At 39.6% G+C, this 24,049-nt stretch carries 25 protein-coding genes; 1 reads left to right on the plus strand and 24 read right to left on the minus strand.

Annotated elements, in window-relative coordinates; genetic code table 11:
* Positions 1–5: 5 nt before the first annotated feature.
* Entirely contained in the window at positions 6–2,168 is a 2,163-nt protein-coding gene (locus tag B5Y67_RS22450; RefSeq protein WP_088228614.1) for a chemotaxis protein CheA, read from the minus strand.
* Positions 2,169–3,100: 932 nt separating this feature from the next.
* On the opposite strand from B5Y67_RS22450, the gene B5Y67_RS22455 reads away from it, so the two are divergent.
* Positions 3,101–4,147, plus strand: coding sequence for a glycosyltransferase family 2 protein (locus B5Y67_RS22455; RefSeq protein WP_088228615.1), 1,047 nt, complete (start codon positions 3,101–3,103; stop codon positions 4,145–4,147).
* A gap of 78 nt (positions 4,148–4,225) precedes the next feature.
* On the opposite strand, the gene B5Y67_RS22460 is transcribed toward B5Y67_RS22455, so the two are convergent.
* From B5Y67_RS22460 to flgM, 23 genes are all read right to left on the minus strand, one after another.
* Entirely contained in the window at positions 4,226–4,717 is a 492-nt protein-coding gene (locus B5Y67_RS22460) for a hypothetical protein (protein ID WP_088228616.1), read from the minus strand.
* Positions 4,718–4,748: 31 nt separating this feature from the next.
* Positions 4,749–6,002 (minus strand): 6-hydroxymethylpterin diphosphokinase MptE-like protein, encoded by a 1,254-nt coding sequence (locus tag B5Y67_RS22465; protein ID WP_088228617.1) that lies wholly within the window; start codon positions 6,000–6,002, stop codon positions 4,749–4,751.
* 14 nt (positions 6,003–6,016) lie between these two features.
* Positions 6,017–6,373: a hypothetical protein gene (locus tag B5Y67_RS22470; protein ID WP_088228618.1), complete on the minus strand. Its 357-nt coding sequence runs from the start codon at positions 6,371–6,373 to the stop codon at positions 6,017–6,019.
* Between the two features lie 45 nt (positions 6,374–6,418).
* On the minus strand, positions 6,419–7,159 hold the full coding sequence (locus tag B5Y67_RS22475; protein WP_088228619.1) for an acylneuraminate cytidylyltransferase family protein: 741 nt from the start codon (positions 7,157–7,159) through the stop codon (positions 6,419–6,421).
* A gap of 4 nt (positions 7,160–7,163) precedes the next feature.
* Positions 7,164–8,333 (minus strand): UDP-N-acetylglucosamine 2-epimerase, encoded by a 1,170-nt coding sequence (neuC, locus tag B5Y67_RS22480; protein WP_088228620.1) that lies wholly within the window; start codon positions 8,331–8,333, stop codon positions 7,164–7,166.
* Complete coding sequence (neuB, locus tag B5Y67_RS22485; RefSeq protein ID WP_088228621.1) at positions 8,330–9,328, minus strand: N-acetylneuraminate synthase; 999 nt, start codon at positions 9,326–9,328, stop codon at positions 8,330–8,332. Before neuB ends, neuC begins: the two co-directional genes overlap by 4 nt.
* Positions 9,321–9,965, minus strand: a complete 645-nt coding sequence (locus B5Y67_RS22490) for an acetyltransferase (protein ID WP_088228622.1) — start codon at positions 9,963–9,965, stop codon at positions 9,321–9,323. The genes neuB and B5Y67_RS22490 overlap by 8 nt, the downstream gene beginning before the upstream one ends.
* Before the next feature lie 4 nt (positions 9,966–9,969).
* Positions 9,970–11,019, minus strand: coding sequence for a sugar phosphate nucleotidyltransferase (locus B5Y67_RS22495; protein ID WP_348982317.1), 1,050 nt, complete (start codon positions 11,017–11,019; stop codon positions 9,970–9,972).
* A 120-nt stretch (positions 11,020–11,139) separates the two neighbouring features.
* Positions 11,140–12,309, minus strand: a complete 1,170-nt coding sequence (locus B5Y67_RS22500) for a LegC family aminotransferase (RefSeq protein ID WP_088228624.1) — start codon at positions 12,307–12,309, stop codon at positions 11,140–11,142.
* Positions 12,306–13,316: an NAD-dependent 4,6-dehydratase LegB gene (locus B5Y67_RS22505; RefSeq protein ID WP_088228625.1), complete on the minus strand. Its 1,011-nt coding sequence runs from the start codon at positions 13,314–13,316 to the stop codon at positions 12,306–12,308. Before B5Y67_RS22505 ends, B5Y67_RS22500 begins: the two co-directional genes overlap by 4 nt.
* A gap of 148 nt (positions 13,317–13,464) precedes the next feature.
* Entirely contained in the window at positions 13,465–15,327 is a 1,863-nt protein-coding gene (locus B5Y67_RS22510) for a 6-hydroxymethylpterin diphosphokinase MptE-like protein (RefSeq protein WP_170932777.1), read from the minus strand.
* Between the two features lie 15 nt (positions 15,328–15,342).
* On the minus strand, positions 15,343–15,618 hold the full coding sequence (locus B5Y67_RS22515; protein ID WP_088228627.1) for a hypothetical protein: 276 nt from the start codon (positions 15,616–15,618) through the stop codon (positions 15,343–15,345).
* Positions 15,605–16,039, minus strand: a complete 435-nt coding sequence (gene fliS, locus B5Y67_RS22520; protein ID WP_088228628.1) for a flagellar export chaperone FliS — start codon at positions 16,037–16,039, stop codon at positions 15,605–15,607. The genes B5Y67_RS22515 and fliS overlap by 14 nt, the downstream gene beginning before the upstream one ends.
* Before the next feature lie 47 nt (positions 16,040–16,086).
* A complete protein-coding gene (gene fliD, locus B5Y67_RS22525) occupies positions 16,087–17,583 on the minus strand; it encodes a flagellar filament capping protein FliD (RefSeq protein WP_088228629.1) in 1,497 nt (498 codons plus the stop codon).
* 14 nt (positions 17,584–17,597) lie between these two features.
* Positions 17,598–17,966, minus strand: coding sequence for a flagellar protein FlaG (locus tag B5Y67_RS22530; protein ID WP_088228630.1), 369 nt, complete (start codon positions 17,964–17,966; stop codon positions 17,598–17,600).
* Between the two features lie 109 nt (positions 17,967–18,075).
* A complete protein-coding gene (locus B5Y67_RS22535) occupies positions 18,076–18,903 on the minus strand; it encodes a flagellin (RefSeq protein ID WP_088228631.1) in 828 nt (275 codons plus the stop codon).
* A gap of 409 nt (positions 18,904–19,312) precedes the next feature.
* Positions 19,313–19,552 carry a carbon storage regulator CsrA gene (csrA, locus tag B5Y67_RS22540; protein ID WP_088228632.1) on the minus strand — a complete coding sequence of 80 codons (240 nt, stop codon included), beginning with the start codon at positions 19,550–19,552 and terminating at the stop codon, positions 19,313–19,315.
* Positions 19,553–20,020: a flagellar assembly protein FliW gene (locus tag B5Y67_RS22545; protein WP_088228633.1), complete on the minus strand. Its 468-nt coding sequence runs from the start codon at positions 20,018–20,020 to the stop codon at positions 19,553–19,555.
* A gap of 66 nt (positions 20,021–20,086) precedes the next feature.
* Positions 20,087–20,644 carry a DUF6470 family protein gene (locus B5Y67_RS22550; protein WP_088228634.1) on the minus strand — a complete coding sequence of 186 codons (558 nt, stop codon included), beginning with the start codon at positions 20,642–20,644 and terminating at the stop codon, positions 20,087–20,089.
* Positions 20,645–20,788: 144 nt separating this feature from the next.
* Positions 20,789–21,652, minus strand: a complete 864-nt coding sequence (gene flgL / locus B5Y67_RS22555; RefSeq protein WP_088228635.1) for a flagellar hook-associated protein FlgL — start codon at positions 21,650–21,652, stop codon at positions 20,789–20,791.
* A gap of 96 nt (positions 21,653–21,748) precedes the next feature.
* The gene (gene flgK / locus B5Y67_RS22560) at positions 21,749–23,194 is read right to left on the minus strand and encodes a flagellar hook-associated protein FlgK (RefSeq protein ID WP_088228636.1); all 1,446 of its coding nucleotides are present in this window, start codon (positions 23,192–23,194) and stop codon (positions 21,749–21,751) included.
* A 3-nt stretch (positions 23,195–23,197) separates the two neighbouring features.
* Complete coding sequence (locus B5Y67_RS22565) at positions 23,198–23,680, minus strand: flagellar protein FlgN (protein ID WP_088228637.1); 483 nt, start codon at positions 23,678–23,680, stop codon at positions 23,198–23,200.
* A 27-nt stretch (positions 23,681–23,707) separates the two neighbouring features.
* Complete coding sequence (flgM, locus tag B5Y67_RS22570) at positions 23,708–23,980, minus strand: flagellar biosynthesis anti-sigma factor FlgM (protein WP_088228638.1); 273 nt, start codon at positions 23,978–23,980, stop codon at positions 23,708–23,710.
* Between the last annotated feature and the right edge of the window lie 69 nt (positions 23,981–24,049).

A 24,049-nucleotide genomic window follows, 5' to 3' on the forward strand; every position in this document is an offset into this window, starting at 1 on the left:
CCCCCTTAGATTTTTCTCGTAACTAAAACGTCTTGCAGAAGAGATCCTATATCAAGAATCAACGTGACTTTGCCATCGCCTAAAATTGTTGCGCCGGCAATTCCGGGCAGATTATTAAGAAAATCGCCCAGGGACTTGATGACAACTTCCTGTTGTCCGCGCAATTCATCAACAATAAGTCCCAGCGCTTTGTCTCCAAAACCCACAACAACAACAAAAACCTCGTTATTAGTAGTTTCCGCATCCGGAAGGCCAAACTTTTCTTGCAAAGAAATCAAAGGCAAGGTGTTGCCGCGCAGCTGAACCATCTGCAAACCGCCTACAGTCTTAATATCCGAACGGTTAACCAGCAAGGTCTCAAGAACCGAGGACAGCGGAACAGCATATATCTCATCCCGTACTTCCACGAGCAGAGCTTGTATGATCGCTAAAGTCAAGGGCAGACGAATTGTAAAGGTTGTTCCCTTACCTTTGCGGGTTGTAATATCGACCATTCCTCCGAGATTATTCAAGGCCTTTTTCACAACATCCATGCCCACGCCCCGCCCGGAAATGTCAGTGACTTTATCCGCCGTACTAAAACCGGGCAAGAAAATGAGGTTGGCGATATCATTTTCGGAGAGTTCTTCCCGCTCATTGATAAGGCCCTTGGAAAGTGCTATATTTTTAATTTTGTCAAGATCTAAACCGCCTCCGTCATCGGAGATGAGAATAGCGATATGGTTTCCATCATGATACGCATCCAAGGTAACTGTTCCGTGAACCGGTTTGCCTGCTGCCCGGCGTTCTTCCGGAGATTCAATACCATGGTCCACCGAGTTGCGGATGAGATGCATGAGAGGATCGCCGATGACTTCAACGACAGTCTTGTCAAGTTCAGTATCTTCACCCTTTAACACGAGATCGATTTCCTTACCCGTCTTTTTGGCCAGATCCCGTACCAAGCGCGGAAAACGATTGAAGACTGTTCCAATGGCGACCATGCGCAGTCGCATAACACTTTCTTGCAGATCATTCATTAATCGCCCTAAGTAAACATTCGCCTCATTTAAATTATTTACCATAGGGTCCGTGCTGTATTGAGATTTTAAGTCTAAGCCAATTTGCACCAATCTGGTCCGGGTAATAACCATCTCACCAACGAGGTTAATAAGATTATCCATTCTTACCGTATCAACACGAATTGTATGAACCTGAGTGCTGCTTTCCCCATGCGTTTGGGCTTGTTCAGGAACAGCAGGCGTTACTGCAGATCTACTTTTTTCATTAGGGCTAACAGGCACACTCTGTTTTACAATTTCATTATTCTCGGTTTCACGATTAACAATTTCGTTATTCGAAATTTTCGGTTCTTTTACGGCACTCTCCGCCGTTACATGGGGGAAAATCGTAACACTTGTTATGTCGGTGATTTCTAAAACTTCTTTTCGAATCTCTTCACTTGGTTCATCACTTAAAAAGAGAATAGAAAAACCATCAGCCTGTCCTGCTTCCAACTCTTCAACACTCGGAAGGATCTTTATGACCTTCCCCATTCCTTCGAGCCGTTGGATGGACATCACGGCACGAACTGCCTTCATGAGAGTATTAGGGGAGAGCTTGATATCAAGTTCGTAAACACCGTGACCCATACCATGGGCATCGTTAACTTTTTCACGTTCCTGCTCAGTAAGAGAAAAGTCTATAGGTTCAAAACTGGCAGGCGCTTCCTCTTCATGGGTAGAGATCAGCTCGGTTTTCTTTGCAGCTGCAGGGGTTTCCCCATTTAATAAGGCTTTCATAGAATTCACTAAATCCTTAGATCCATATGTAATCTCTTGACGCTTCTCAACCTGTTCAAGCATAGCTTTGACCCTGTCAGTCACAGCAAGCAGAACATCAATCATTTCCAAGGAGACATCAATTTTCCCCTGTCTTAAGCGATCCAATAAGTCCTCGGCGGCATGAGTTATTTCAACAATCGGAGTAAACCCCATCGTACCTGAAGCACCCTTCAAACTATGTGCCGAACGGAAAAGATCGTTAATTAAGCCAATATTTCCGCCCTCTTTTTCCAATTGTAATAACCCGGCTCCGAGCCTTTCAATCTGTTCTTGAGAATCCAATAAATAAAAATCCAAAAATTCCCCTAACTCAACCCCTTGGTTTTTGTCATCGTCCTGGCTCATCCATGTCACCTCAATCATTCAGGTTATTCCACAGTTAATAACTTTCGCTCTATTTCCTAATCCGAGACATTGCAAACATTGTAAATCACCAGTTATCGACACATATCTTGTGGATTAGATATGTTCCTTCTATATATGTCTCTTCTATTTAAATTATTAACTCAGATACTTTTATTCGCCATCATTTATCATACTCCTCCACATATTCTTATGAATTTCCTAAATATGATAGCTCGAATTAATAATAAACCTTTTTTCGCATCCTGTTATATAGGACCTTTGGGTATAATTCAATAGTACAGGTCGCATCTTTCAAAAGAGCAATACACCAATGAATAAGATTGTAAATTTGTATTTTTCTAAATCATTATTAATTTTTTAGTTAGACTAATTCTAGCATCTACTTTGTTTTCCGTATATAGCCTTTTCGACAAATTTTTCAGGAATATCGTAGAAAGAAATCAGCAAGATTGGAAAGGTATGGATGGAATGATTTGAAGATTTCACATAATCATTTTTTAAATAAATTATTTATTCAAATCAATTGCTTAAATACTTTATAACGAAATCAGCCACTATATATAGCGGCATTTGGAAAGATGCATCTATATATAGTGGCTAGATATCAGTGATTTGAAATTATGAAATTGATTTGTTCACATTTGGCTTTAATTATAAATATATTTAATGAACCTATTTGCATTAAAGGGTATTTAGACTCCCCCCTTAAGAACTACTAATTTGATGAAACTATGGCCAATGATTAAGACACAACCTACTATATTAATGTCTGTAATTTTGCAATCAAATTAATCTGAACTTTATTCTAAATCCCTAAATACTGTTGTATTACTTTTTGCGCATGTTACAATAGCAACGGAGCTTAAATTTAATAAGAAATTTCAAGGTACTATGGATAAGGGGATAAAAGTATGATTACACTCAGTGTTTGCATGATCGTAAAGAATGAAGAGCAGCTAATTGCCAGGTGCCTTAATTGCATAAATGATATCGCCGACGAAATTGTTATTATTGATACAGGATCAGTCGATAACACTAAAGAAATTGCCCGCCAGTATACATCTAAGATTTATGATTTTGAGTGGATCGACGACTTTTCTGCAGCTAGAAACTTTTCTTTCTCCAAAGCCACCATGGATTATATTTACGCAGCCGATGCCGATGAACTGATCGACGAGAAAAACAGAGAAAAGTTTAAGCGCTTAAAGTCCACCCTTGATAAAGACGTAGAAATTGTAGAGATGAAATACGGCAATCAGTTAGAGAAAGGCAGCACCTATAATTTTGATGTAGAATATCGGCCAAAACTATTTAAGCGGGTTAGATCCTTTAAGTGGATCGACCCCATTCATGAAATAGTAGATTGTCGCTTAAACTCAATGAAATCCGACATTCTTATTACGCATAAACCTCTAACCAGCCATGCCTCACGTGACCTTTCACATCTCCAGAACCTCACCGCTAAAAATACCGTCTTAAATTCAAGATTACATATGATGTACGCTCGGGAATTACTTATCGCCGGCACCGAGGAAGATTTCTATAACGCCTTTGAGTATTTCAACAGATCTTTACCAACTATGAATAAGGATGATATTCGACTGTCCCACTGCGTTTTAGCTCGGTACTTCAATCTAAAATCAGATAGCTATAATCTCTTTAAAATAGCAGCTAAAAACATTCAAGGAGCTGCCAGTGCCGAGATCTGCTGTGAATTAGGCAGCTATTATATGAAAGAAAAGGACTATAATGAGGCTGTCTACTGGTACTATACAGCGGCAACAGCTGCATCAGCAGACTTGTCCATAAATTACGTCCAATTTATACCCAATTTGCAATTGTGTCGTTGTTTTATTGAACTAGGTGATCTTGCTGAAGCGGCGAAATATAATGATATGGCCGGCATTTTTAAGCCGGATAGCCCGGAAGTGGCCGCTAATAGGAATCTATTTAGTTAGCAACCATTGCCGTGAATTATAATGAATCTGCAGGACCAGACCTTTGAACAATGTACCTTTGATCGCCCTGCCTTTAATCTATCTTTTTTTGTCAACAAATCTCGGCTCGGGGGCGTAAACTTTATGGTAAAAACGGCCCGGGTGAAGAACACTTCTAACGCGGAGAAGCTGGAGTTTTGCTCCTTCTCTGACCATTTTAGCGTTCTTTAGATATTCCTTATCCAGGTTCTGTATTTGCAGAATAAGTTCACGTATCATAGCAGATCGAGTTTTTAGGTTCTTATATAGGTCTTCGGAGATATATGATTGAATTGACTCCAGATTAAAATTTTTTTGACCGATTTTTTGGATTATTTTACTCTGAAGCAAATCAATCTCTATGTTTACTTGATCAATTTGATCGATCACACCTTGACGCTGTTCTAATATTTCTTTGGATAATTCAAGTTCATTATCCAGTGACTTTGATTCAAGTTTTTGGGTTAATTCGAGCATTTCCTTAAAATGAGCTAGGTTTATACTCGTTTTTTCGTAGATATCCTGACATTGATTACTTATACCCAAATCCATCGTCACTTGTTCCTTTCTCGTTTCCCTGAATTCATTCGAATATTTCCTCTAATTTCCTATCGATTGTCCCCTTGATTTTTGCACCTTTACTTGCATTAAAAAAGGTGATTTGAGGATTTGCTTCTATAACTCGTTCTATCCAACGTTTATAACTCAATAGACCTGAATTTGTATACAACAGATCTCCGCTAACTCCTACGACTGTTTCAGAATGCCCCTGAAGAAACGCCTCATTACTCTCCCCGTATATTTCAGTAAAAGTCTCAGTGTGGTGTTTGTTGTCAATAAACGCTAAATCTTGGCCTGTAAAGATAATTGGGTTCGCTCTGGCCATAAGGGCAATCGATAAAATTGCTGTGGATACAGACTTGCCGGTTTCAATGGTCAATTTCCCCTGAATTGTTTCATTACAAAATATGTACTTCGGCCCCCGATAATTTGATACCGCTAAATGAGAAGCCGAACTTAAAAAGCAAAGGGGGACACTAAGATTTTCATATCCACTAAGTTGCTTTGCTACGAGATCAGATGCATCAATAACGCAAATCATGTCAGGTTTAACTCGATATTTCATGAGAGTCCTGAGGGCACTTCCTGCACAGAACAGATTATACCGGCCTCGAAACCTGGATAAACACTCAACACTTAAGTCCAGAGATGGGCCGGAAGAAGCAATAACTACTGGCTTAGCCTCAAAATTATATTTATTAAAGAAATCATCAATGATATTGTAACCATCTGTTAGGTTAAGTTCATCATTTTCATGAAGAAGAGACCCAAAGCGTTCTATACCAATTTTACTCAATTCAAAATCAAGTATTGCATTTTTAAAATCCTCATACTCATTTGGTAAAGCCCGCAATGAAGGTTTATATATTATAAGATCACCAACATAGCCAAGCTTTTCAGAAAACCTACATAGGAAATTATGATCATATCCCTCTATCAGTTTTACACGATGGTCATTCAATACCTCTTGTACCATGTCAAGAGTCTTAACTATTTTCAAAATGGCCTTATCTGCCTCGAATAAATACACTCTGCAATCCGAGCCGATTTTTTTTAATAATTCTTTAATATGATACCCAAAACCCAACCCGTAAACAACAACACAATTTTTATCCTGGTATATCATTCTGTGATGATCGATAAATGCTGTGGCCTCCTTATAAGGATCATATCGGCTATGAATCAGTATATCATTAATCGCCAAAGTGGGTTGCCCATTTTTGGTTTCGAAAATTTTTAGAACACGACCGTCATTTAGTGTAAAGACTCCATTCAAATAAAATCGCCCCCTTAGATCAAGGCCAAAGGAATTGACTTTTGAACACCACTCTGCCACATCTGAAGTATGGGAACAACTTCGAATTCCAACAAATCGGCAACTAACACAATGTCCTTTTTTAGCATGGCATTATTTATTTCATTTATTTTGGCTAAAATGCCTTCTGTGGTGATCTGCTCTTTTTGAACAAGGCGCGTTAGTTCTATAGCTTCAACCAACCATAAAATCCCATCGGCAATCAAGGAAACGGATTGAAAACCTTTATATTCCTGACCACTATGGAAATATTCTGCAGCTTCAAGAGTTCCCTTTGTTAATTTATTAAGGTATTCGTATGCTGTTCGCAATACCTCAATTTGTTTTTCCATTTCTTACACCCTTCTTGTTATTGAATTTTATTAATAGGATTATATTTACTTTTCCGCTCTTAATAATGGACAATTGCCAATATTATTCTGTAAAATCATCAGTCGATGCTCAGCTATAGAAAAATCAAATAATGTATCTATATCAACTGAATTTTCCCTTGGCATTATGTAGGCATATGATTTGCAATCATAAATATTTTGTGATTTTGAAAAATGCTTTACTTTTACGATGTAAAGTGCTCCATTAATCCTGTAGTATGTTGGTAAATCTTGTCTCGTTTTTGTTAGAATTTCATTACGCAGAAATCCATTTAGTGATTTACTCTTTGGTAGTGTATTGTACCATAATGGAGAATGATCAGCTTCACAAACTGAAACCACAGCATCCGCATTTTTTAACATCATGGTATTAATAGCAGCTAATATATCCTGAGATGTTCTTAGAGGCGATGTTGGTTGTAAGATAACAAAGATGTCAAATTCTTTGCCAATAGTATGATATTGATCAAGTGCCTCTTTCACGCAATCCCAAGTCGAAGCTGTATCAGTAGCCAGCCCATTTGATCTTAAAAATGGAACATTTGCCCCATTTTGTATTGCAATATCAGCATATTTCTGTGAATCGGTGGACAGAAATATTTCATCGAAAATGCCAGTCTCTTGGGCCGCAACAATACTATAAGCAATCAAGGGTTTCCCATTAAGAATGCGAATATTCTTGTCGGGTAAGCCTTTTGAGCCACTACGTGCAGGGATTATAGCTATTACTCTATTGTTATTGAACATCGTCCTACCCCCTCACATCATAAAAGCTCTTTTTAAGGTTGATCTTGTCATTATCTAGAAAATCCTTAATAACTGCTATAATTTTTTGTGAAGCCTTCCCATTCCCATAGGGATTTACCTGATTAGCAATCTCGAGCAAAAAACGCTGCGACTTTGCTTTCTTAATACTCTTGACTATAGCGTTCTTATCCGGTTTACAATTTATAACTGATTTTGCACAAATCCTACCCTTCTGCCTGTCTCCAATATTAATCGTAGGTTTCTTGAAACTTGGGGTTTCAAGAATTCCACTGGAAGAATTGCCAATTACCATTTCACAATATTTCATAGCAGAAAGGTAACGTAAAACTCCCATCGAAGTTTGAGCAATAGCATTTTTCCTTGGCTTACAGTATGCATCAATCTTTTTATTGATTGCCCGACCACTAGCATCAGCATTAGCCTTTGTAAATATGTAATTCAGCCCGTTTATCTCATCCAAAGCCAATAATAGGTCTTCAATTTGTTTTATAGCAGTATTTTTTTCTAATGTTACCGGATGAAAGGTTACAAGGGCATATGGGCTATTTAAGTCAAATCCGATGCTTCGGATCAGCTCTTCTTTTGTCATTAAGGATATGTTTTTAATATTCTCTACACCAATTGCCCCCACATTGAATACCCGATCCGGTGCTTCCCCCATCTTAATAACACGCTGTCTATATTTTTCCGTTGATGTAAAGTGCAAATAACTCATTTTACTTATTGAGTGACGAAAAAATTCATCAACTGCCCCTTCTGTGGTTTCCCCACCATATAGATGAGCAATTGGTATACAATCCACAGCTGCAGCTATGGCAGCAGCAAATATTTCAAATCGGTCACCTAAAACAACCACCATATCGGGTCGAAACTGTTGAAAATACTCAGCAAACCCTATAACACCAATTCCGATAGCTCTGGAAATACCCTTATTTGAATCATCATCATTTCGCAAAACATCAATTTTAGCATCTATAGAAAAGCCATCCGCTTCTATCTCCTTATATGTCAAACCAAAATCTTCTGATAAGTGCATACCTGTTGCCACTATTTTTAGTACAAAATCGTTAATAGCGATAACTCGCTCGATAATAGGCCTTAAAAGGCCATATTCAGCTCGCGATCCCGTGACAATACAGATTGTTTTTTTCATAAATCAATCAACTCGTCCTCATAAAAATCTCTCTTAGCTTTCTTCCCTAAAACTTCATACCATTTTAAGGGCGAAATTCCACTTCCCGGACGCTTAACGGTTAAATTATCCTCAGCAAAGATTTCACCTGTAAAAATATTTCGTCGGGCAACAATACTTTTCCGCGCTACTTCCTTATTAGGAGTTTCGGATTCTGAAGGCCGTTTTATGCCATCTCCCAAAGCAACTTCTATATTTCTGATAGATTTCACCATATCTTTGAGTTCTTGAGGGTTGAGACTAGATTTATGATCTGGTCCATCCATATTTTTATCAAGAGTAAAATGCTTTTCGATCACTTCAGCTCCTAACGCTACTGCAGCAATAGGAGCTTCAATCCCAGTGGTATGATCTGAATAGCCGACCGCAACGCCAAAGCGTTGTTTCAAAGTTAGCATTGCCTTTATGTTGGCATCTTCAAAGGGTGTGGGGTACTGAGTATTACAGTGTAGTAAGGTTATCGTTCCAGCGCCATTTTTCCGTAGAACCTCTAAGGCAAACCCCACTTCATCCAAATCACTCATCCCAGTTGACATTATCACTGACTTGCCCATCTGTGCAATTTTTATCAGATACGGCAGGTTAGTAATCTCTCCAGATGGCACTTTGTATATAGGGATCTCTAGACCTTCTAAAAAATCTATGCTATCTAAATCAAATGGTGTAGAGAGAAACAATAGCTCTTTTTCCACACAATACTTCTTAAGTTCCTGAAAATCATTAAACGATAACTCTAATTTCTTAATCATTTCCAGCTGACTTTCATCAGACCCAGTAGATTGTTTTTGATAGTCCGCTTTACGAGCCACTTTTGACACCAGATTCTCTGCTTTAAAGGTTTGAAATTTGACGGCATCCGCTCCAGCACTTTTTGCGGTGTCTATCAATTTTTTAGCCAGTTTTATGTCGCCGTTATGGTTTACTCCCGCCTCGGCTATAACAAAAGTCTTAGCCATTATTTCTCACCACTTTACAAGGATTACCGAATGCAACAACCTTACTTGGCACATCGTGGATAACAACGCTTCCAGCTCCTATGATACTGTCATTTCTGATATTCACGCTTTGAATAACCGTAGCATTAGCACCGACATGTGTACGAGCACCTATTTTAACGTCTCCGCATATAACAGCACCCGGTCCAATATGGGTGAATTCTTCAATACAACAACCATGTTCTACAATAGCCCCCGTATTAATTATCGCCATATCTCCAATAGTGCTCTTTGTATTAACTACAGTGTTCTTTCCTATAAAGACACCCGAACCAATTGATACATCGCTTCCGATATTTGAAGAGATATCGATTATTGCAGGTAAAGTAAATCCTATATCCTTAAGTAGGCGAAATAGTTTTTCTCTTAAAAAGGTATTTCCTATACTTCCAACTGTTACAAAAGCGTGTTGAATACCACTATCAAATAGTGACTTCAGTATGTTATCATTACCTAACATCTTATAACCTAAAACCTTCTCACAGCCAACATAACGCAAATCAGTAACCCCAACGATTTCATAAATTCCATTCGAGTTGATGCTATCTATGACACTGAGTGCATGTCCACCTGCACCTACAAGAACAATTTTACTCACGCTTTTACACCTCTAATTCTTTCCTCATCTCCTCCAACGTTTCAAACTGTCCCATATCGAGCCAGCATTTCTCACTAACTGGGAAAACCCCAATTTTTCGGCCAAGACCTTTTTGCTGCTCAATTATGTCAGGAAACCCAATATCTTTATCGTTTTCAAGCTTATCTACAACTTCGGGTTCTACAACATAAAAACCGGTATTGGTTAAAAACGAATATTCCGGTTTTTCTAACATTGTATCGATTTCACCGTTGGTGTTGAGATTTATTATTCCATATGGAATAGAGAAATGTTTATATGCTGCTACGATTGTAATTATGTTTCCATTTTGCTTATGATAATCATATATTTCCTTATAATTGGCTCTGATTATGACATCACAATTTGTCAAGAAAAAGGATGTTTTCATCTTTCCTTTAAGTAGACTAAGTCCGCCTCCTGTGCCTAAGGGTCTATCTTCATCATGAAATTCTAATTTATATACTTTCTCAATTTCACTAAAATAAGCCTTAATCATATTTTTTTTATGATTAACAATCAGATGGAACTCGTTGCATTCAAACTCCATAAAACGATTAATTATATGTTCAGTTATAGGTAATTCGCCAATAGGAATGAGTGGCTTTGGTAATATTTTTGTATACGGGTATAGTCTTGTCCCCAATCCGCCTGCCATTATTACAACGGGTGCACCGACAGAATGATTGCGCCCAATTTCATAATCGTTTAGAAAAACAATGGACTGTATTTCTAGCCTTTCATTCACAACTGGAAGCGATAAAATTGACCATTTCTTCATATATTCTCGATAATTATCTTTATCTTTTTCATGTATATACCGCGGATTATAGTTGGCGATGTCTTTAACTTTGTCCTCTAATTTCCCTCCGCGTAGTAAATGCCTTCTAACGTCACCATCAGTAATTATTGCTTTTAATATATTGTTTTTTACAACCAGCAATATTTGCCTAGCTGTTACATCGATTTGTTTCATTGCTTCCCGAACACTTCGTTCTTCATGAATAAGCAGTGTTTCTATATCCAAAATTCCCACCCCCATCTAAAAAATTGTGCTGCTTTTTTATCACTCATCCAAACCTTCAAAGTAGACAATTTACTACCGGTGTCTACAAGTTTGGAAATCCATATTTTCAGGGTGGTAACGAGACCAAGTTTAACCTATCGCCACTCCACTTGGAATATTGATAAGGCGGTGTTCTATACTCTCTGCAACAGTTAAATCCATTTTGGGACACTCGCCAAACATTGGCAATTTACTCATAAGCGTCCATACCGGTCTCGTCATTATGCCCAAGTCATTGGTTTCGGACAAAATTGGGTCGCGTAACTCAGCGCTCTCCTCGTCTAACAGCAACGCATTCAACCAATAGTTACTTTGGGCAAAGCTTGGTTCCCCAAAAAATTTTACATGGTCCATGCCTTGAAAGACCGCCCGATAATTTTCAGCTAACGCTCGCTTTATTTTAAGAAAGCTGGGCAATTGTTCTAATTGAGCACATCCTAATGCAGCATTAATATTGGGCATCCGATAATTATAGCCTATCTGATCATGATTAAATGCCCATTTGTGCGGTACTTTGGCAGTCGTTGTTAAGTGTTTGGCTAATTTTCCCAGACTTTCATCGTTAGTTAAAATGGCCCCGCCGCCACCTGTAGTAATAACTTTATTACCATTAAAGCTTAATGCTGCCAGTTTACCAAAATTACCTGTATGGCGACCCTTATAATATGATCCTAGTGATTCAGCAGCGTCCTCAATTAGAGCTAACTTATACTCTTGACATAGCTCGACCAGTGGATCAAGGTCAACAGGATGGCCAAAGGTATGCATAGGCACTACAGCCTTGATCTTCCTGCCTGTCTGTCTGTTATAACACCCATCCTGACGTATTTCAGCAATGTCTTCCAAATAACCTCTTAGTTTGTAAGGATCTAACCCTAAAGTATTAAAGTCACTATCCGCCATGTGGGGAATAGCTCCGCAATAGCATACGGCATTCGCGGTGGCAATAAAGGTTAACGCAGGGATGATCACTTCGTCACCATTTTCTACACCTGCTAATTTGAGACATATATGTAAAGCTGCAGTACCGTTGGCTACAGCAACCACATACTTTACGCCTGTAAATTCGGCTAATTGGGATTCAAACCTATCGACAAATTTACCGACTGACGATACCCAACCAGTATCTAAGCACTCCTTAACATAATCCCATTCATTACCCTCAAACGTTGGTTCGTGAAGGGCGACCGAACCCCTTTCGGGTAATATTACTTGCCGGAGCGCCTTGACAATGTTTAGTACTCTAGTATCTTCAATCATATGTTATACCTATTGGCCTTATAGCCTTGTAAATTTTCCGAATTAGTAAACCATTTGATGGTCTCGGATAAACCCTTTTTAAACCCTTCACGTCCTCCATAGACAGGTTGCCATCCTAAGATCTCCTTGGCTTTTGTATTATCAGCCCAAAGCCTTTCGACCTCACTCTTTTCTGGACGAAGTCGGACCTCTTCAGTTTCAATATCGATTTTAGCCCCCATGATTTCTGCGATAAACTCTACAGTCTTTCCAATCGATATTTCGAAATTACTTCCAATATTTATCACTTTACCTATCGATTGTTCAACCTCTGCTATCGACATGAAAGCACGCACAGTATCTTTAATATAATTAAAATCGCGAGTTGGATGTAAAGAACCTAATTTGATCTGCCTATGCCCATTGGCGATTTGAGTAATAATAGTAGGAATAACAGCTCTTGCTGATTGACGTGGCCCATAGGTGTTAAACGGCCTAATAATTGCTACCGGTGTATTAAAAGATGTATAAAAAGACATGGCAATCTGATCTGCTCCAATTTTAGAGGCCGAATACGGCGATTGGCCTTGTAATGGGTGTTCCTCGGTTATAGGTACGAACTTAGCGGTGCCATATACCTCACTTGTCGAGGTATGTACCACTTTCCCTACTCCCAACTCCCTAGCCGCTTGCACAACATTCAGAGTTCCTTTAATATTGGTATCAACATATGTATCCGGGGAATGATAAGAATATGGAATAGCTATTAAGGCCGCCAAATGTAATACAATATCGCACCCCTTCATGGCTTCCCTAACTCCATGTGGATCACGTATATCCCCTGTGAAAATATCTAAACTCTTACGAATGTCGGCAGGAGATTGATCCAACCATCCCCACGAATTAAATGAATTGTATAAAACAAAAGCGCGGACATCATACCCTGACTTCACGAGTTCCTCAGTTAAATGTGAGCCAATAAAACCATCTGCGCCTGTAACAAGTATTTTACTATTTTTAAGTCCCATTTATTGACCCCCTTCGCAATAGAATAATGACTTAAGTTCTGTCCTAGCTTACGGAATAGACAATGAGCCGTTACAGGGTCATATATAATTATTTTGATATTTAATGTATGCAAAATTCGAAGGCGCCCATTTAATAAACGTCTTTATCTCAGATTAATGATTCCGACTCTAGATTCAGTTTTTCAACTGCATCCTCGAGAATCCTTCTAAGTTTTCCCAAGAACAAACACATATCTAGAAACATATCATGCAATATTTTGGCTCTATTTATTATTATCTTTTCCGGGTTTTTTTCATTCCCATCTGTGTTTAAATTAATATAATCTCCCATCATTCTAATATACTCAGGTCTGAAAAGAGAAAATATCCAGTTATCTGCCATAATATTGTGAGCTATTTCGTACATTTTGTCTAAATATCGTTTTTTGAACTCTAAAGGAATATTAAAGTCGTGGACATAATTATACAAATCCGATGCTCTAGTATAAACCAGTTCGGCTATGTCCAGCTTCTTAATGCGTGCCATAAATGATTTCCGAATCTCTTCAATTCCATCTTCGTAAACTATATCCCGATCTACAGTAGCAAGCCAATCCACAAAAGAATCTTTCTTAGGTGATTGAACTCCTACGTATTTCTCCAAGGCTTCCTGCAACGTCAATTGGATAGTCCCTTTAATTTTAACCCCGCCCTCAGTGGCATTGATGACTAAAGACGGAAAACGCTCTAAATTTATTTCATACCAATCTCTGAACATTTTCCAAGTTATATTTGAAGGGACTTTTTCTCCATAATAGCCCTCTAAATAGATTATCTTAGCTTCAGTCTCTAGATTTACTTTAACTTTGTCGTAGACACTTCCTGAACTATGAGTTCGCCCTTCTGGGCTAAACGCTAAATCCTGACCTATCAGAATAATAGCCGGGGCGCCAATTTGGTTTGCAAAATTATAGGCAAAATGAGTTACGGACAACCCCATTGACAAGGTGCAGTTACCCATATCCTGAGCTAATTCGTATTCAAAATATTCTCCTCCTCCAAAGCAAAACAAATGATGCTTAAACAAACTTGCACTACGCGAATCGACAACGGGATTAGCGACAAAGACAATAGATTCGGGAATGGGTTCATCTCGCTTATAATGTTGCTCCGGAATAATCGGAGCTCTATCTATACTAAAAGTAGCATCCGGTATAATCCCATAATCCAATAATTTATTAAAAACGGTATTAACACAGAAAATCGTCACCCGATCTTGCCATTCCTTAAGTACCGCAATATTCTTAGTCAGCGACGGCCCTGCCAAAACAATCACCACAGGTTTATGCCACGTATTAGTAATCTGATAAACAGACGGTGTCTTAGCCAGATAAGGAATATGCTTTACGAAGTTAGTTAAGCCTTGAACAGACCAGCCTATATCTATCCCATAACCATGGCGATGATACTGAAGCACACCAAGTACTGAACTTCGCATTTCTTGTATAACGGAATATTCGGTGCGATATTTCTGAGCGAAATACAGGAAACCAATTCTTTGAAGTTTAAGCATGACTTCTCCCATAACAAAAAGGCCATCTAAAATCACCCGGATTTCTGACATTTTTCCAAAAGCCAAGACAACCCGACCGGTTGCTAATATTTCTTCAAAATCAATCACATGCATGGCCGCCCTCACGACATCCCAATCGGACTCTAAAACAAAAATCAGACTTGAGGGCGGTGTTCGCTCTAACAGCTCAATTAAATGATATCCCAAACCTAGGCCAAAAAGAAAAATGGTCGAATAGGAGGCAACATCTTCTCCAACGATCAACCGAGAAGCCTCATCCAAAGGGTCATAAGCACTATGCAGGAGAAATTCTTGCCCCTCAATCTGTTTTGTCGCGGTATAGTATCCTGTCTTTCCTGTAAAAAGACTGACCGAGGAAGATTCCAGCGGTTGGTTTAAGACCTGTTCTTCGAATCCTTGGGTCATAAGAAAAGCTAAATTCTTTTCAAAAAAAGTCAAATTAATCATCCCCGTTCAGTCTTTAAACAAAGGTTTTATTTCAAAGATAAGTACATCCATGAGCCGAACATAATCTTTAGTTTCCAGAAACTTCAACGCCTGTAATAGTAATTGCTGAAACGTCTCTTGTACAAGAGCAGGCATCTCCTCTACTAGACTTCCCATTTTTTGCAAAACAGGATCAAGCTCTTTGAGAGCCTGACTATCCTCATTGCGGATAAATAAGTTATGAACATAATCTAGGGTAAGAATCAATTCTTCTTTAAGATCTGAATGGTTAGTAGTCTGCATTTTCTCTTTCCCCAGTCTGCGTATGGATATGTTCTCGATTAACTATCTTGATGGCCTCAACCCAAGTCTCCCGGAAAGTTCGCAGAAAATCCTCGACTGGCTGAAGACGATCTATGCTCTTTTCGACATTAGCCATGAGCACTTCCTTTTGATAGAATTCATAGAGTTTCCTCAAATTATACGCAACTTCTCCTTGGTTCATATCCAGCGTCATGTTTAGTTCCATAAATATGTCTTGAAGTTTTCCAAGCCACTTATTCGCTGCTTCAAAATCATCTTGTTCCATCGAAGCGCGTGCTTGATTAAGGAAGCGAATCGCTCCATCATATAACATTAATAATAATTTTTCCGGTGAGGCTGTGGCTACTGAAGTTTGTCTATATGCGCTATAGGGATTGTTTTTGGTTGTTGTATTAGGCACGATAGAGCGATTCCTCCCTTGATAGTTTCAAATGAGTAGTTCAAGCTTTAGGTCTTCGAACTTGATGAACTTGACGAACTTGACGAACCGGACATCGCATTGACCTGGCTTGTTAACCAAGTCCCTTGCGCATTTAGACCAGACAAGACAGTCTCCAAGTTAGCAAACTTTGCATTCAACATGGTTTCATATTCTGTAGCCTGCTCTTCAAAATTGCTAATTTGATCCTCTACATCTTTAATTTGTCTGGTATAACTATCATCTATTTGAGATAAAGTTCCGCCATACATAATGACCGGATTGAGATAAGCATGAAGGGTATTCCCCATTCCCTGATATACATTGTTAACCGTGTCGTTTTGCGGAGTAACCCCATTATAAGAAGCGCTAAACAGATTGGCGACACTTTGTGGATTATTCGCAAAAGCCTCCGTGAATTTCGTCGTATCAAAGGTCAGAGAAGCATCTTCCCCAAAATTGTCAGCCGATGTTGAAATACCCACATCACTTAAAATGCTATAGGGCGACGTAGGATTATCAAAAGTTCCTCCCATCATCCCCCTTAGTCGGGATTGGATACCCTGAAGCTGGGCATCCCCAAATAAATCCCCCGACGTTTTCGTTGTGGTATCATAACTAAGTTCTGAAGCAATGAAACTTTGAACCGAATTATATTGATCCACAAAGGCCTGAACCGCTTTCTGAGCTACAGAAGGATCCGCCGCCACCGTAACAGTAGAGGTCGAATTATTACCAGCAACTAAGTTTAAGGTTACACCTTGTATTGCGGTTGTGACAGTATTCGATGCGCTTGTAATACTGACGCCATTAACCGAAAAGCTAGCATCCAAGGCTTGTTGGGATATCCCTCCACTTCCTGCAGTCCCATCAAAAGCGCCCGGGTTTGCACCTATTCCCAAGGCCGTTAGTGTCCCATTCGGATCGGCAAATGTAATAGCGTTAGCTTGGCCAGTCTTATTGCTAGTGATCGAAAGGCGGTAATTACTACTATCCACTTGAATAAGGGATGCTGTAACTCCTGCTTGAGCACGATTAATTGAATTAGCAATATCAGATAACGTAGGTGATGATCCCGAAGAACTTTTCACAGTAACGTTTGTTCCATTAATATTGAAATCCCAGTTCGAAGTACTGTTTCCTGAGTTGTAACTGTAAGTGGGCATACTGGCAGGGAACGTTGTATCACTGGTTTCCTTACTAACGACGACTTCAGCAGTGGCAGTATTCCCCACAATGATCGAATAATTACCCGCCAAAGCCCCGCTCCCTCCGGTTGCCGTTACACTGTTTGTATTACTGGAAGCAGCGGTGGTAGCCGTCCAAGTATCTGAAGATTGCAGGGCCGTGATCGTTGCATCTAAAGCGGATAAACGAGTGTTCACATCCTGCCAGGCAGATTGCTGAGTTTGCAGAGTACTTTCTTGGGTCTGCATTTGAGTTTCCGGAAGCTTATAAGCATTAACCATTGAAGTGACAATACCAGAAAAGTCATATCCCGACAATCCTGTTAAAGCGCTTGACATAAGTTTCCTCCTTCCTACGAATGTTTATCAAGGAGTAACCCGGACATATTGCTGAATGAATTTAACAAATCAAAGATACGCTTGGGGGGAATCTCATTAAGGACTTCACCAGTTTTGCTATCCACGATCTTTACCATCACCCGATGGGTTTTATCATCGACGGCAAATTTCATGTTCTTTTCAATAATTCCCATCAATCGATTGAGCTTTTCCGTCGCCTTTTCAATTTCCTCTCGAGGAATTTCTTCACGGGCCGACGGGGTCTCTTGTTTACGATCGACGATGGGAACTAATACTTCTTGATTCATTTCAGACTTCTGTCCAGGAAACGCGTCTATCGGTGGTACCGTTACTCCGATATTCGATTGAATTGGATTAACCACGTTCGTTCCTCCCACTCAAGCACATGGGCTGAATTCTCAATTAATAAAAGGAGAGCCGTCCGGCTGACCGCCGACCGGCTCTCTAGTCTAAGATAAGTTTTAAAAAGCATTAACCCAACAGTTTAAGAATCGCTTGAGGAGCTTGGTTTGCTTGAGCTAGCATGGCAACCCCTGCCTGACTCAGAACTTGATTTTGGGTGAATTTAGACATCTCAGAAGCCATATCCACATTAGTTATTTGAGCTTCAGCAGCTGTCATATTTTGTGAGGCTGTGGTCAGGTTGGAAATCGTGTGGGTGAGCCGATTTTGTAAAGCACCCAACTTCGCTCGAGCTGAAGAGACCGAGTCAATTGCATTACTAATTTTTCCGATCGCAGCAGTTGCAGCTGTTACTGTACCAACAGATAAAGTAGCAGTACCTACTGTAAGTGCAGAAGCACTCATAGCACTGATTGAGAGCGAAATAGTTTGGTTTGCCTCCGACCCAATTTGGAATTTTATACCCTTTGCGCCCGACAAACTTCCATCGAGTAAGTTTTTAGTATTGAATTGGGTTGCGGTCGCAATCCTACTAATTTCTTTTTGCAGAGCATTTACTTCAAGTTGGATTTGCTTGCGGTCAGCAGTTGTGTTCGTACCATTGGCAGACTGTACAGCAAGTTCTCTCATCCGTTGAAGAATCGATTGGGTTTGACCCATTGCACCTTCAGCCGTTTGGATAAGGGAAATGCCATCCTGTGCATTCCTATTTGCTTGATCCAAGCCGTTGATTTGCGCTGTCATCTTTTGAGAGATTGCTAACCCGGCAGCATCATCTGCAGCTGTGTTAATCCGATAACCTGAGGATAACTTTGCCAAAGAACTTTGAATATTATTCTGAGTGCTGTTTAAATTGTTTTGAGCAATTAAACTGGATATGTTGGTATTAATAATCATATTTGTTCCCTCCATGAATCTTATTTTCCCACATCCGTGTGAGAATTTTGCCTATCCGCTTCTTTGTCGACATAAGAAGTAGCTTACATATTATTTATCGGATAATCGTCTTTCTTTCTAAAGGGCAAAAATTATTAATATATAGCAATTATAATGCAAATCCTCTATATTTCTTTCTTATTCTGCCAATATTAATCCTCTAGTTTCCTCATGCCTTTTTTTCTTGAGCATAAGGATAGACAGGGCACATCCTCGCCCAATATTCTTCTCATCGGGTCTGAAGATATTTTAGTTTACACTGGTCTTGCCCTATAACACTACAACCTTACAGCAAAAAATCGAATTCAATCCGGGCGAATTCCTAAAGAAATCTCTTCTCATACATATCACAGCAAGAATTAGAATCATTCTACTTCTCATTTACAATCTTGTCTTTTAGAAGCTGCAGGGATCGTCCAAATTCTTCCACATTGACCGCTTCACGGTTTTGCCTCTGAATTTCTACATAGACCTCACTTCGTAGAATTTTCACTTCCCGAGGGGCTTCAATTCCAATACGAACGTTATCACCAGAGATACCTACCACTGTAATTTCAATGTTATCTCCTATTTTAATGGTCTCATTTAACTTTCGTGTAAGAACCAACATTTAATCAACGGCCCCTTCCTGTTCCCGTGCACTATCTATCGGTTGCTTCGTAAGATACCGTTCATCCACTAAGATAACCTGGGCCCCCACTTTATGCTTGGTATTTAAGAGTATTGGAGCTCTTAAATTCACGGTACTTTTCGCCACGTCCTGTCTATTTAATGTTACTATTGCCCAGACCTCTACGTGATCATTAGGGTTTCCATCAGGGGGAATACTAATACTGTCATTCCCATTCTGTGTTTCATTTAATTTTAATATTTCTTCATTCTCCGAGTTAACAACTACACTGTAATCAGGGAATAGTAGACCTGGGCGCATTAGAATAAAACCAATTCTCTCTTCCTCAACGGAAATTAATTGAGCAAAAGGAACCCCTTTTTCTTCAACAAAGCGGAATTCCTTATTGGATTCAAAACCTGGGATACCTTGAACAAAATAGTAAATATTGCCTTTGTCTTTCATCATCTATTTCCTCCATATTTATATCGAATTATGGAAATTCTTATGTTCACCTTTACAGATACAGAGGCGTCACTTCTGCACATCATAGATAGCCCCCACTGTATGAAATTTTATATACGGATTTTGTTCCATAAAACTGTGAACCGAACCGTATTGTGAGTCCCCGTGAACAGAACCAAATCTCGCATTAACTGAAACTCCACCAATGTTTACCTGAAAATTAACAGGATAGTTTTTTACAGAGATCTGAATCGGCTGAGTACAAGCAATCTGAAGTTCCTTTTGACGAGGTTCTGCATCTTGCGAAACGATTTTAGCCACAGAAACTTTTTTTGTAAGATCAGCAAATTGCTCCCCTTCATTAACCCTTCGGGAGATACCAGCATCAACGGTCGATTTGGCTTCTTGATCAAAGACGCGCTGTTCTGCTGCTATACCATAATACCCCAGCGATTCGCGCGCCGGGGTATTATCAATCTCTATTGTGGCAGCGGGCTGTTCTAAAGAAATTTCTGCCGGACGTTGTTGCACCTCTAGATCTGCCGGTGTAATCGTTAAGTTATATTGAAAAGGAGTGATATTAAGTCCAATTCGTCCAAATTGTTGCTGGATTTGAAGATCTACCATACTCGATCACCTCAACTTCTTAAACATCCAACAAAAGTTTTTCGATGAACGTTTCAAGAAAATACAAATAAATACTTTCTTAATTGGAAAGTTTAGAAAGTGAAACCGCGAAATAAACAATTACCAAGCAAAATGGCTCTTTTTTTATTTCATAAAATCAACCAAAGAGGGTTGAATAATCTTAGTTCCAATGGACAAAGCAGCCTGAAAGGTATTTTGCTGGGTCTGGAAATCTAAAATAGTTTTTGCCACATCAGTATCCTGTACCGTCGAAAGGCTCGATGTTAAATTAATATTCATGGTATCCATTTGACTGCTTATAGCCTGCACTCGGTTAACACTGGCACCTAAAGTCGCACGGCTCGAAGAAATATTATCAATGTTGGTCTGAATTTGATTCACATATGAACTTAAATCCGAACCTGAAGTCAAAGCATTTGAAATATCACTTAATAGGCTCATACTTGCGGGAAAAATACTCGAACCATCAACCGAGATAGTTACTTTCGAATTATTATTGCCAACATCCAATTGAATTGGGGAGTAAGTTGCAAAGGAAGCTGTTGAAGACACAACAGGGGCGTCAGTTGTCGACGTACCGTTGAATATATATTTATTCCCTACCTTAGTATTGGCAAGTGTCTGGATTTGCTGATTGATCTGATCAATCTCCGCAGCGATATCTGCTCGTGATTGATCATCATTGGTACCATTTTCCCCTTGGAGGGTAAGTTCATAAGCACGGTTGAGCATTGACTGAACATCTGACAAGGTGGAATCCGTTGTACCCATAAAGGATAATGACTCATCAGCATTACTTTTCAATTGAGTAATCATTGCCATATTCGTTTTAAGGCCTAAGGCATTGTGGGTCCCTGCCGGATCATCCGAGGGCTTATTAATCCGATGCCCTGTAGACATCATGTTCTGCATGTTTGTCATATTTTCCTCGGCAGCATTAAGATTTAGAAGCAAATTCCTTGACATCATATTGCTGGTAATTCGCAAAATGTTCCCTCCTTAATCAAAGATAAATACCTGGAACTATATACATAGTATTATTTTCAAAAATAAATATATGAATTAATAAACTGTGCCGTCTTACTACCTTGTAACACCCAACCCAGTCACAATCGTATTAAGCATATCGTCCATTGTGGTAACCACTCTCGCTGCAGCCGTATAGCTCTTTTGATATTGAATCATATTTGTCATTTCTTCATCTAAGTTTACTCCGGAGACAGAGTCCCTTTGGTTTGTCAAATTATTAACTAAAACATCCTCTCCGGCTTTTGTTTGATTGGTTTCTTGAACTTGGACTCCAAACTGAGAAACGATAACACCATACTCATCTCCCAAGGATGAACCCTTGCTTGTTAATGTTGTATCTGTGATGCTCGACCAACCCGTCGCCAAGGCAGCGATCGCGGCGGCAATACTCCCGTCACCAGAAGTTCCATCGCCTGTAACTATGTTATTCATGTTGGTGTCTGCTGAATCATCGACTGGTGCCGAACCCGTCGAAGTCAAGGAGATGGTACTCGCGGTTAAATTCGAAGGATCAAAAAAAGTATTACCTGTTGTAGTAGATCCGGTAACTGATCCGGTTCCATAAATGCTATTAACTGCATCGACAATATCTTTAGCCAGTGAATTATATTGATCTAATAAATTATTCAAATCCGTGTCACGAACCTGTATATCTGCTTGAAGTGTCCCCTGTTGTGGGTTTAACGTAAGGGAATTCCCCGATTCCCACGTAACGTCATTTCCATCAAGTCCGGAAGTCTCATCCAAATGATTAGCCGTTCCATTATCCACCAACGTCGCTGGAGGGACACCTCCCCCGATACTTATGCTGAAATCATCATTGGTTTCCGATACCTTCACATTGACTATTTTCGATAATTCATCAATCAAATTATCTCGGCTGTCTAAAAGATCATTCGGATTGTCCCCGGTTAGCTTTGCGGATTTAATTTGATCGTTAAGTTTCGCAATTTGATCCGCGTAGCTATTAATTTGTTGAATCTGTGTTGTCACATCTGAGTTAAGGTTACTCTGCATCGTCTGAATCTGCTGAGCAATAGCATGAAAGCTATCAGTTAAAGTTATGGCACGTCCTTGAACAACCGAACGAGCTCCTGAATTTCCCGGGTCCTGAGAAAGACTGCTCCAAGCTGTCCAGAAATTATCCATAGCAGCACTCAAACCATTATTCGAAGGTTCATTCATAAAACTTTCTATATTAGATAGGCTCGTTTGCCTACTTGTCCAATATTGCTGCTTTGACGTTTCATCACGGAGCTCCATATCTACAAATTTATCCCGTGCCCGGGTAACCGTATCCATGGATACCCCAGATCCCAGACTCAGATTCCGACCTGTTGCGTATACCGTATAAGGGGTGGTTTCTTTCAAGTTTGCAATCTGTCTGGTGTATCCTTGAGTATTTGCATTGGAAATATTATTCCCCGTCACATCTAAGGCAGCTTGCTGTGATGCCAGTGCTCTGCGTGTAATTTCTAAACCAAAAAAAGTAGAAGTCATGTCTTAAATCCTCCAATCCAAGAGATGCAGTTTTTTATCCATATCATTACCATTTCTGCTTGGATGCGTATACGTGTTCTTTTCTTGATGCATGAATAGTCCTACGGTAAACTCAACAAGTTTGATAGATTGCTGCAAAAGTTGGGTATTAATATCATGAATTCCCTGCAACTCACCGATCACCCGCTCCAGATCAGTATGCACCCCCTGCAGGACTGGAAAACGCCCCGCCAGCACAGCTAGCGTTAGATCTTCAGGGGCCATACCTAGTTCAAGACCAATCTGTTCCGTAAACAAGATACGTTCTTTTTCCAAATGTTTTACAACTGGAAAAAGCTGCTCCTCGCGGACCGTGATTTTGTCAATTTCCTGGACACTATTTTCAATCAGGGCTTTTTGTTTGTCTTTTTCCAAGTCATAAAGTTCTGTATAGCATTTAACTTGTTCCTTTAAATTTCTATCTAAGTTCTCAAGCACTTCAGACACGGAATCTTCCTCCTAGCATAGACGCTCTTAGAAATTTGGCGGAAGCAATTTAGCGGCAATTTTATGGGCATCCACTTTAAACTCTCCCCGTTCAATCTGCTTAGACAGAGTTTGGACACGGTCTTCGCGAATGTCAGCAACTTCTTTTGCTTTTTGCAATAACGTCTGAAATGTTTGAGCTTTGTCTGAAACAGCAACATTATCCGTTTCGCTCGTCGATCTATTTTTTTCTGCTGGCTTCAAGCGATTAGTGGCTTGGGTACAGCTCACCAGCGACATAAATGTAGGATCTACCTTCATTTCATTCACTCCAAGATACATAGTCTTACTTTGCTTATCGAATAAAGCAAGGCAAAACTTGAGAAAAAC

This window comes from Desulfosporosinus sp. FKB (assembly GCF_002196705.1).
In the GTDB taxonomy this organism is placed as follows: Bacteria; Bacillota; Desulfitobacteriia; order Desulfitobacteriales; family Desulfitobacteriaceae; genus Desulfosporosinus.

Coding starts and splice junctions, on each gene's coding strand:
- B5Y67_RS22505 (WP_088228625.1), bottom strand. CDS start 13,316: ATGGGACTTAAAAATAGTAAAATACTTGTTACAGGCGCAGATGGTTTT.
- flgK (WP_088228636.1), bottom strand. CDS start 23,194: ATGACTTCTACTTTTTTTGGTTTAGAAATTACACGCAGAGCACTGGCA.
- B5Y67_RS22500 (WP_088228624.1), bottom strand. CDS start 12,309: ATGATTGAAGATACTAGAGTACTAAACATTGTCAAGGCGCTCCGGCAA.
- B5Y67_RS22545 (WP_088228633.1), bottom strand. CDS start 20,020: ATGATGAAAGACAAAGGCAATATTTACTATTTTGTTCAAGGTATCCCA.
- B5Y67_RS22470 (WP_088228618.1), bottom strand. CDS start 6,373: ATGGAAAAACAAATTGAGGTATTGCGAACAGCATACGAATACCTTAAT.
- flgM (WP_088228638.1), bottom strand. CDS start 23,980: ATGAAGGTAGATCCTACATTTATGTCGCTGGTGAGCTGTACCCAAGCC.
- csrA (WP_088228632.1), bottom strand. CDS start 19,552: ATGTTGGTTCTTACACGAAAGTTAAATGAGACCATTAAAATAGGAGAT.
- neuC (WP_088228620.1), bottom strand. CDS start 8,333: ATGAAAAAAACAATCTGTATTGTCACGGGATCGCGAGCTGAATATGGC.
- neuB (WP_088228621.1), bottom strand. CDS start 9,328: ATGGCTAAGACTTTTGTTATAGCCGAGGCGGGAGTAAACCATAACGGC.
- B5Y67_RS22475 (WP_088228619.1), bottom strand. CDS start 7,159: ATGTTCAATAACAATAGAGTAATAGCTATAATCCCTGCACGTAGTGGC.
- B5Y67_RS22455 (WP_088228615.1), top strand. CDS start 3,101: ATGATTACACTCAGTGTTTGCATGATCGTAAAGAATGAAGAGCAGCTA.
- B5Y67_RS22550 (WP_088228634.1), bottom strand. CDS start 20,644: ATGGTAGATCTTCAAATCCAGCAACAATTTGGACGAATTGGACTTAAT.
- B5Y67_RS22460 (WP_088228616.1), bottom strand. CDS start 4,717: ATGGATTTGGGTATAAGTAATCAATGTCAGGATATCTACGAAAAAACG.
- B5Y67_RS22535 (WP_088228631.1), bottom strand. CDS start 18,903: ATGATTATTAATACCAACATATCCAGTTTAATTGCTCAAAACAATTTA.
- B5Y67_RS22515 (WP_088228627.1), bottom strand. CDS start 15,618: ATGCAGACTACTAACCATTCAGATCTTAAAGAAGAATTGATTCTTACC.
- fliD (WP_088228629.1), bottom strand. CDS start 17,583: ATGTCAAGCGCTTTAACAGGATTGTCGGGATATGACTTTTCTGGTATT.
- B5Y67_RS22450 (WP_088228614.1), bottom strand. CDS start 2,168: ATGAGCCAGGACGATGACAAAAACCAAGGGGTTGAGTTAGGGGAATTT.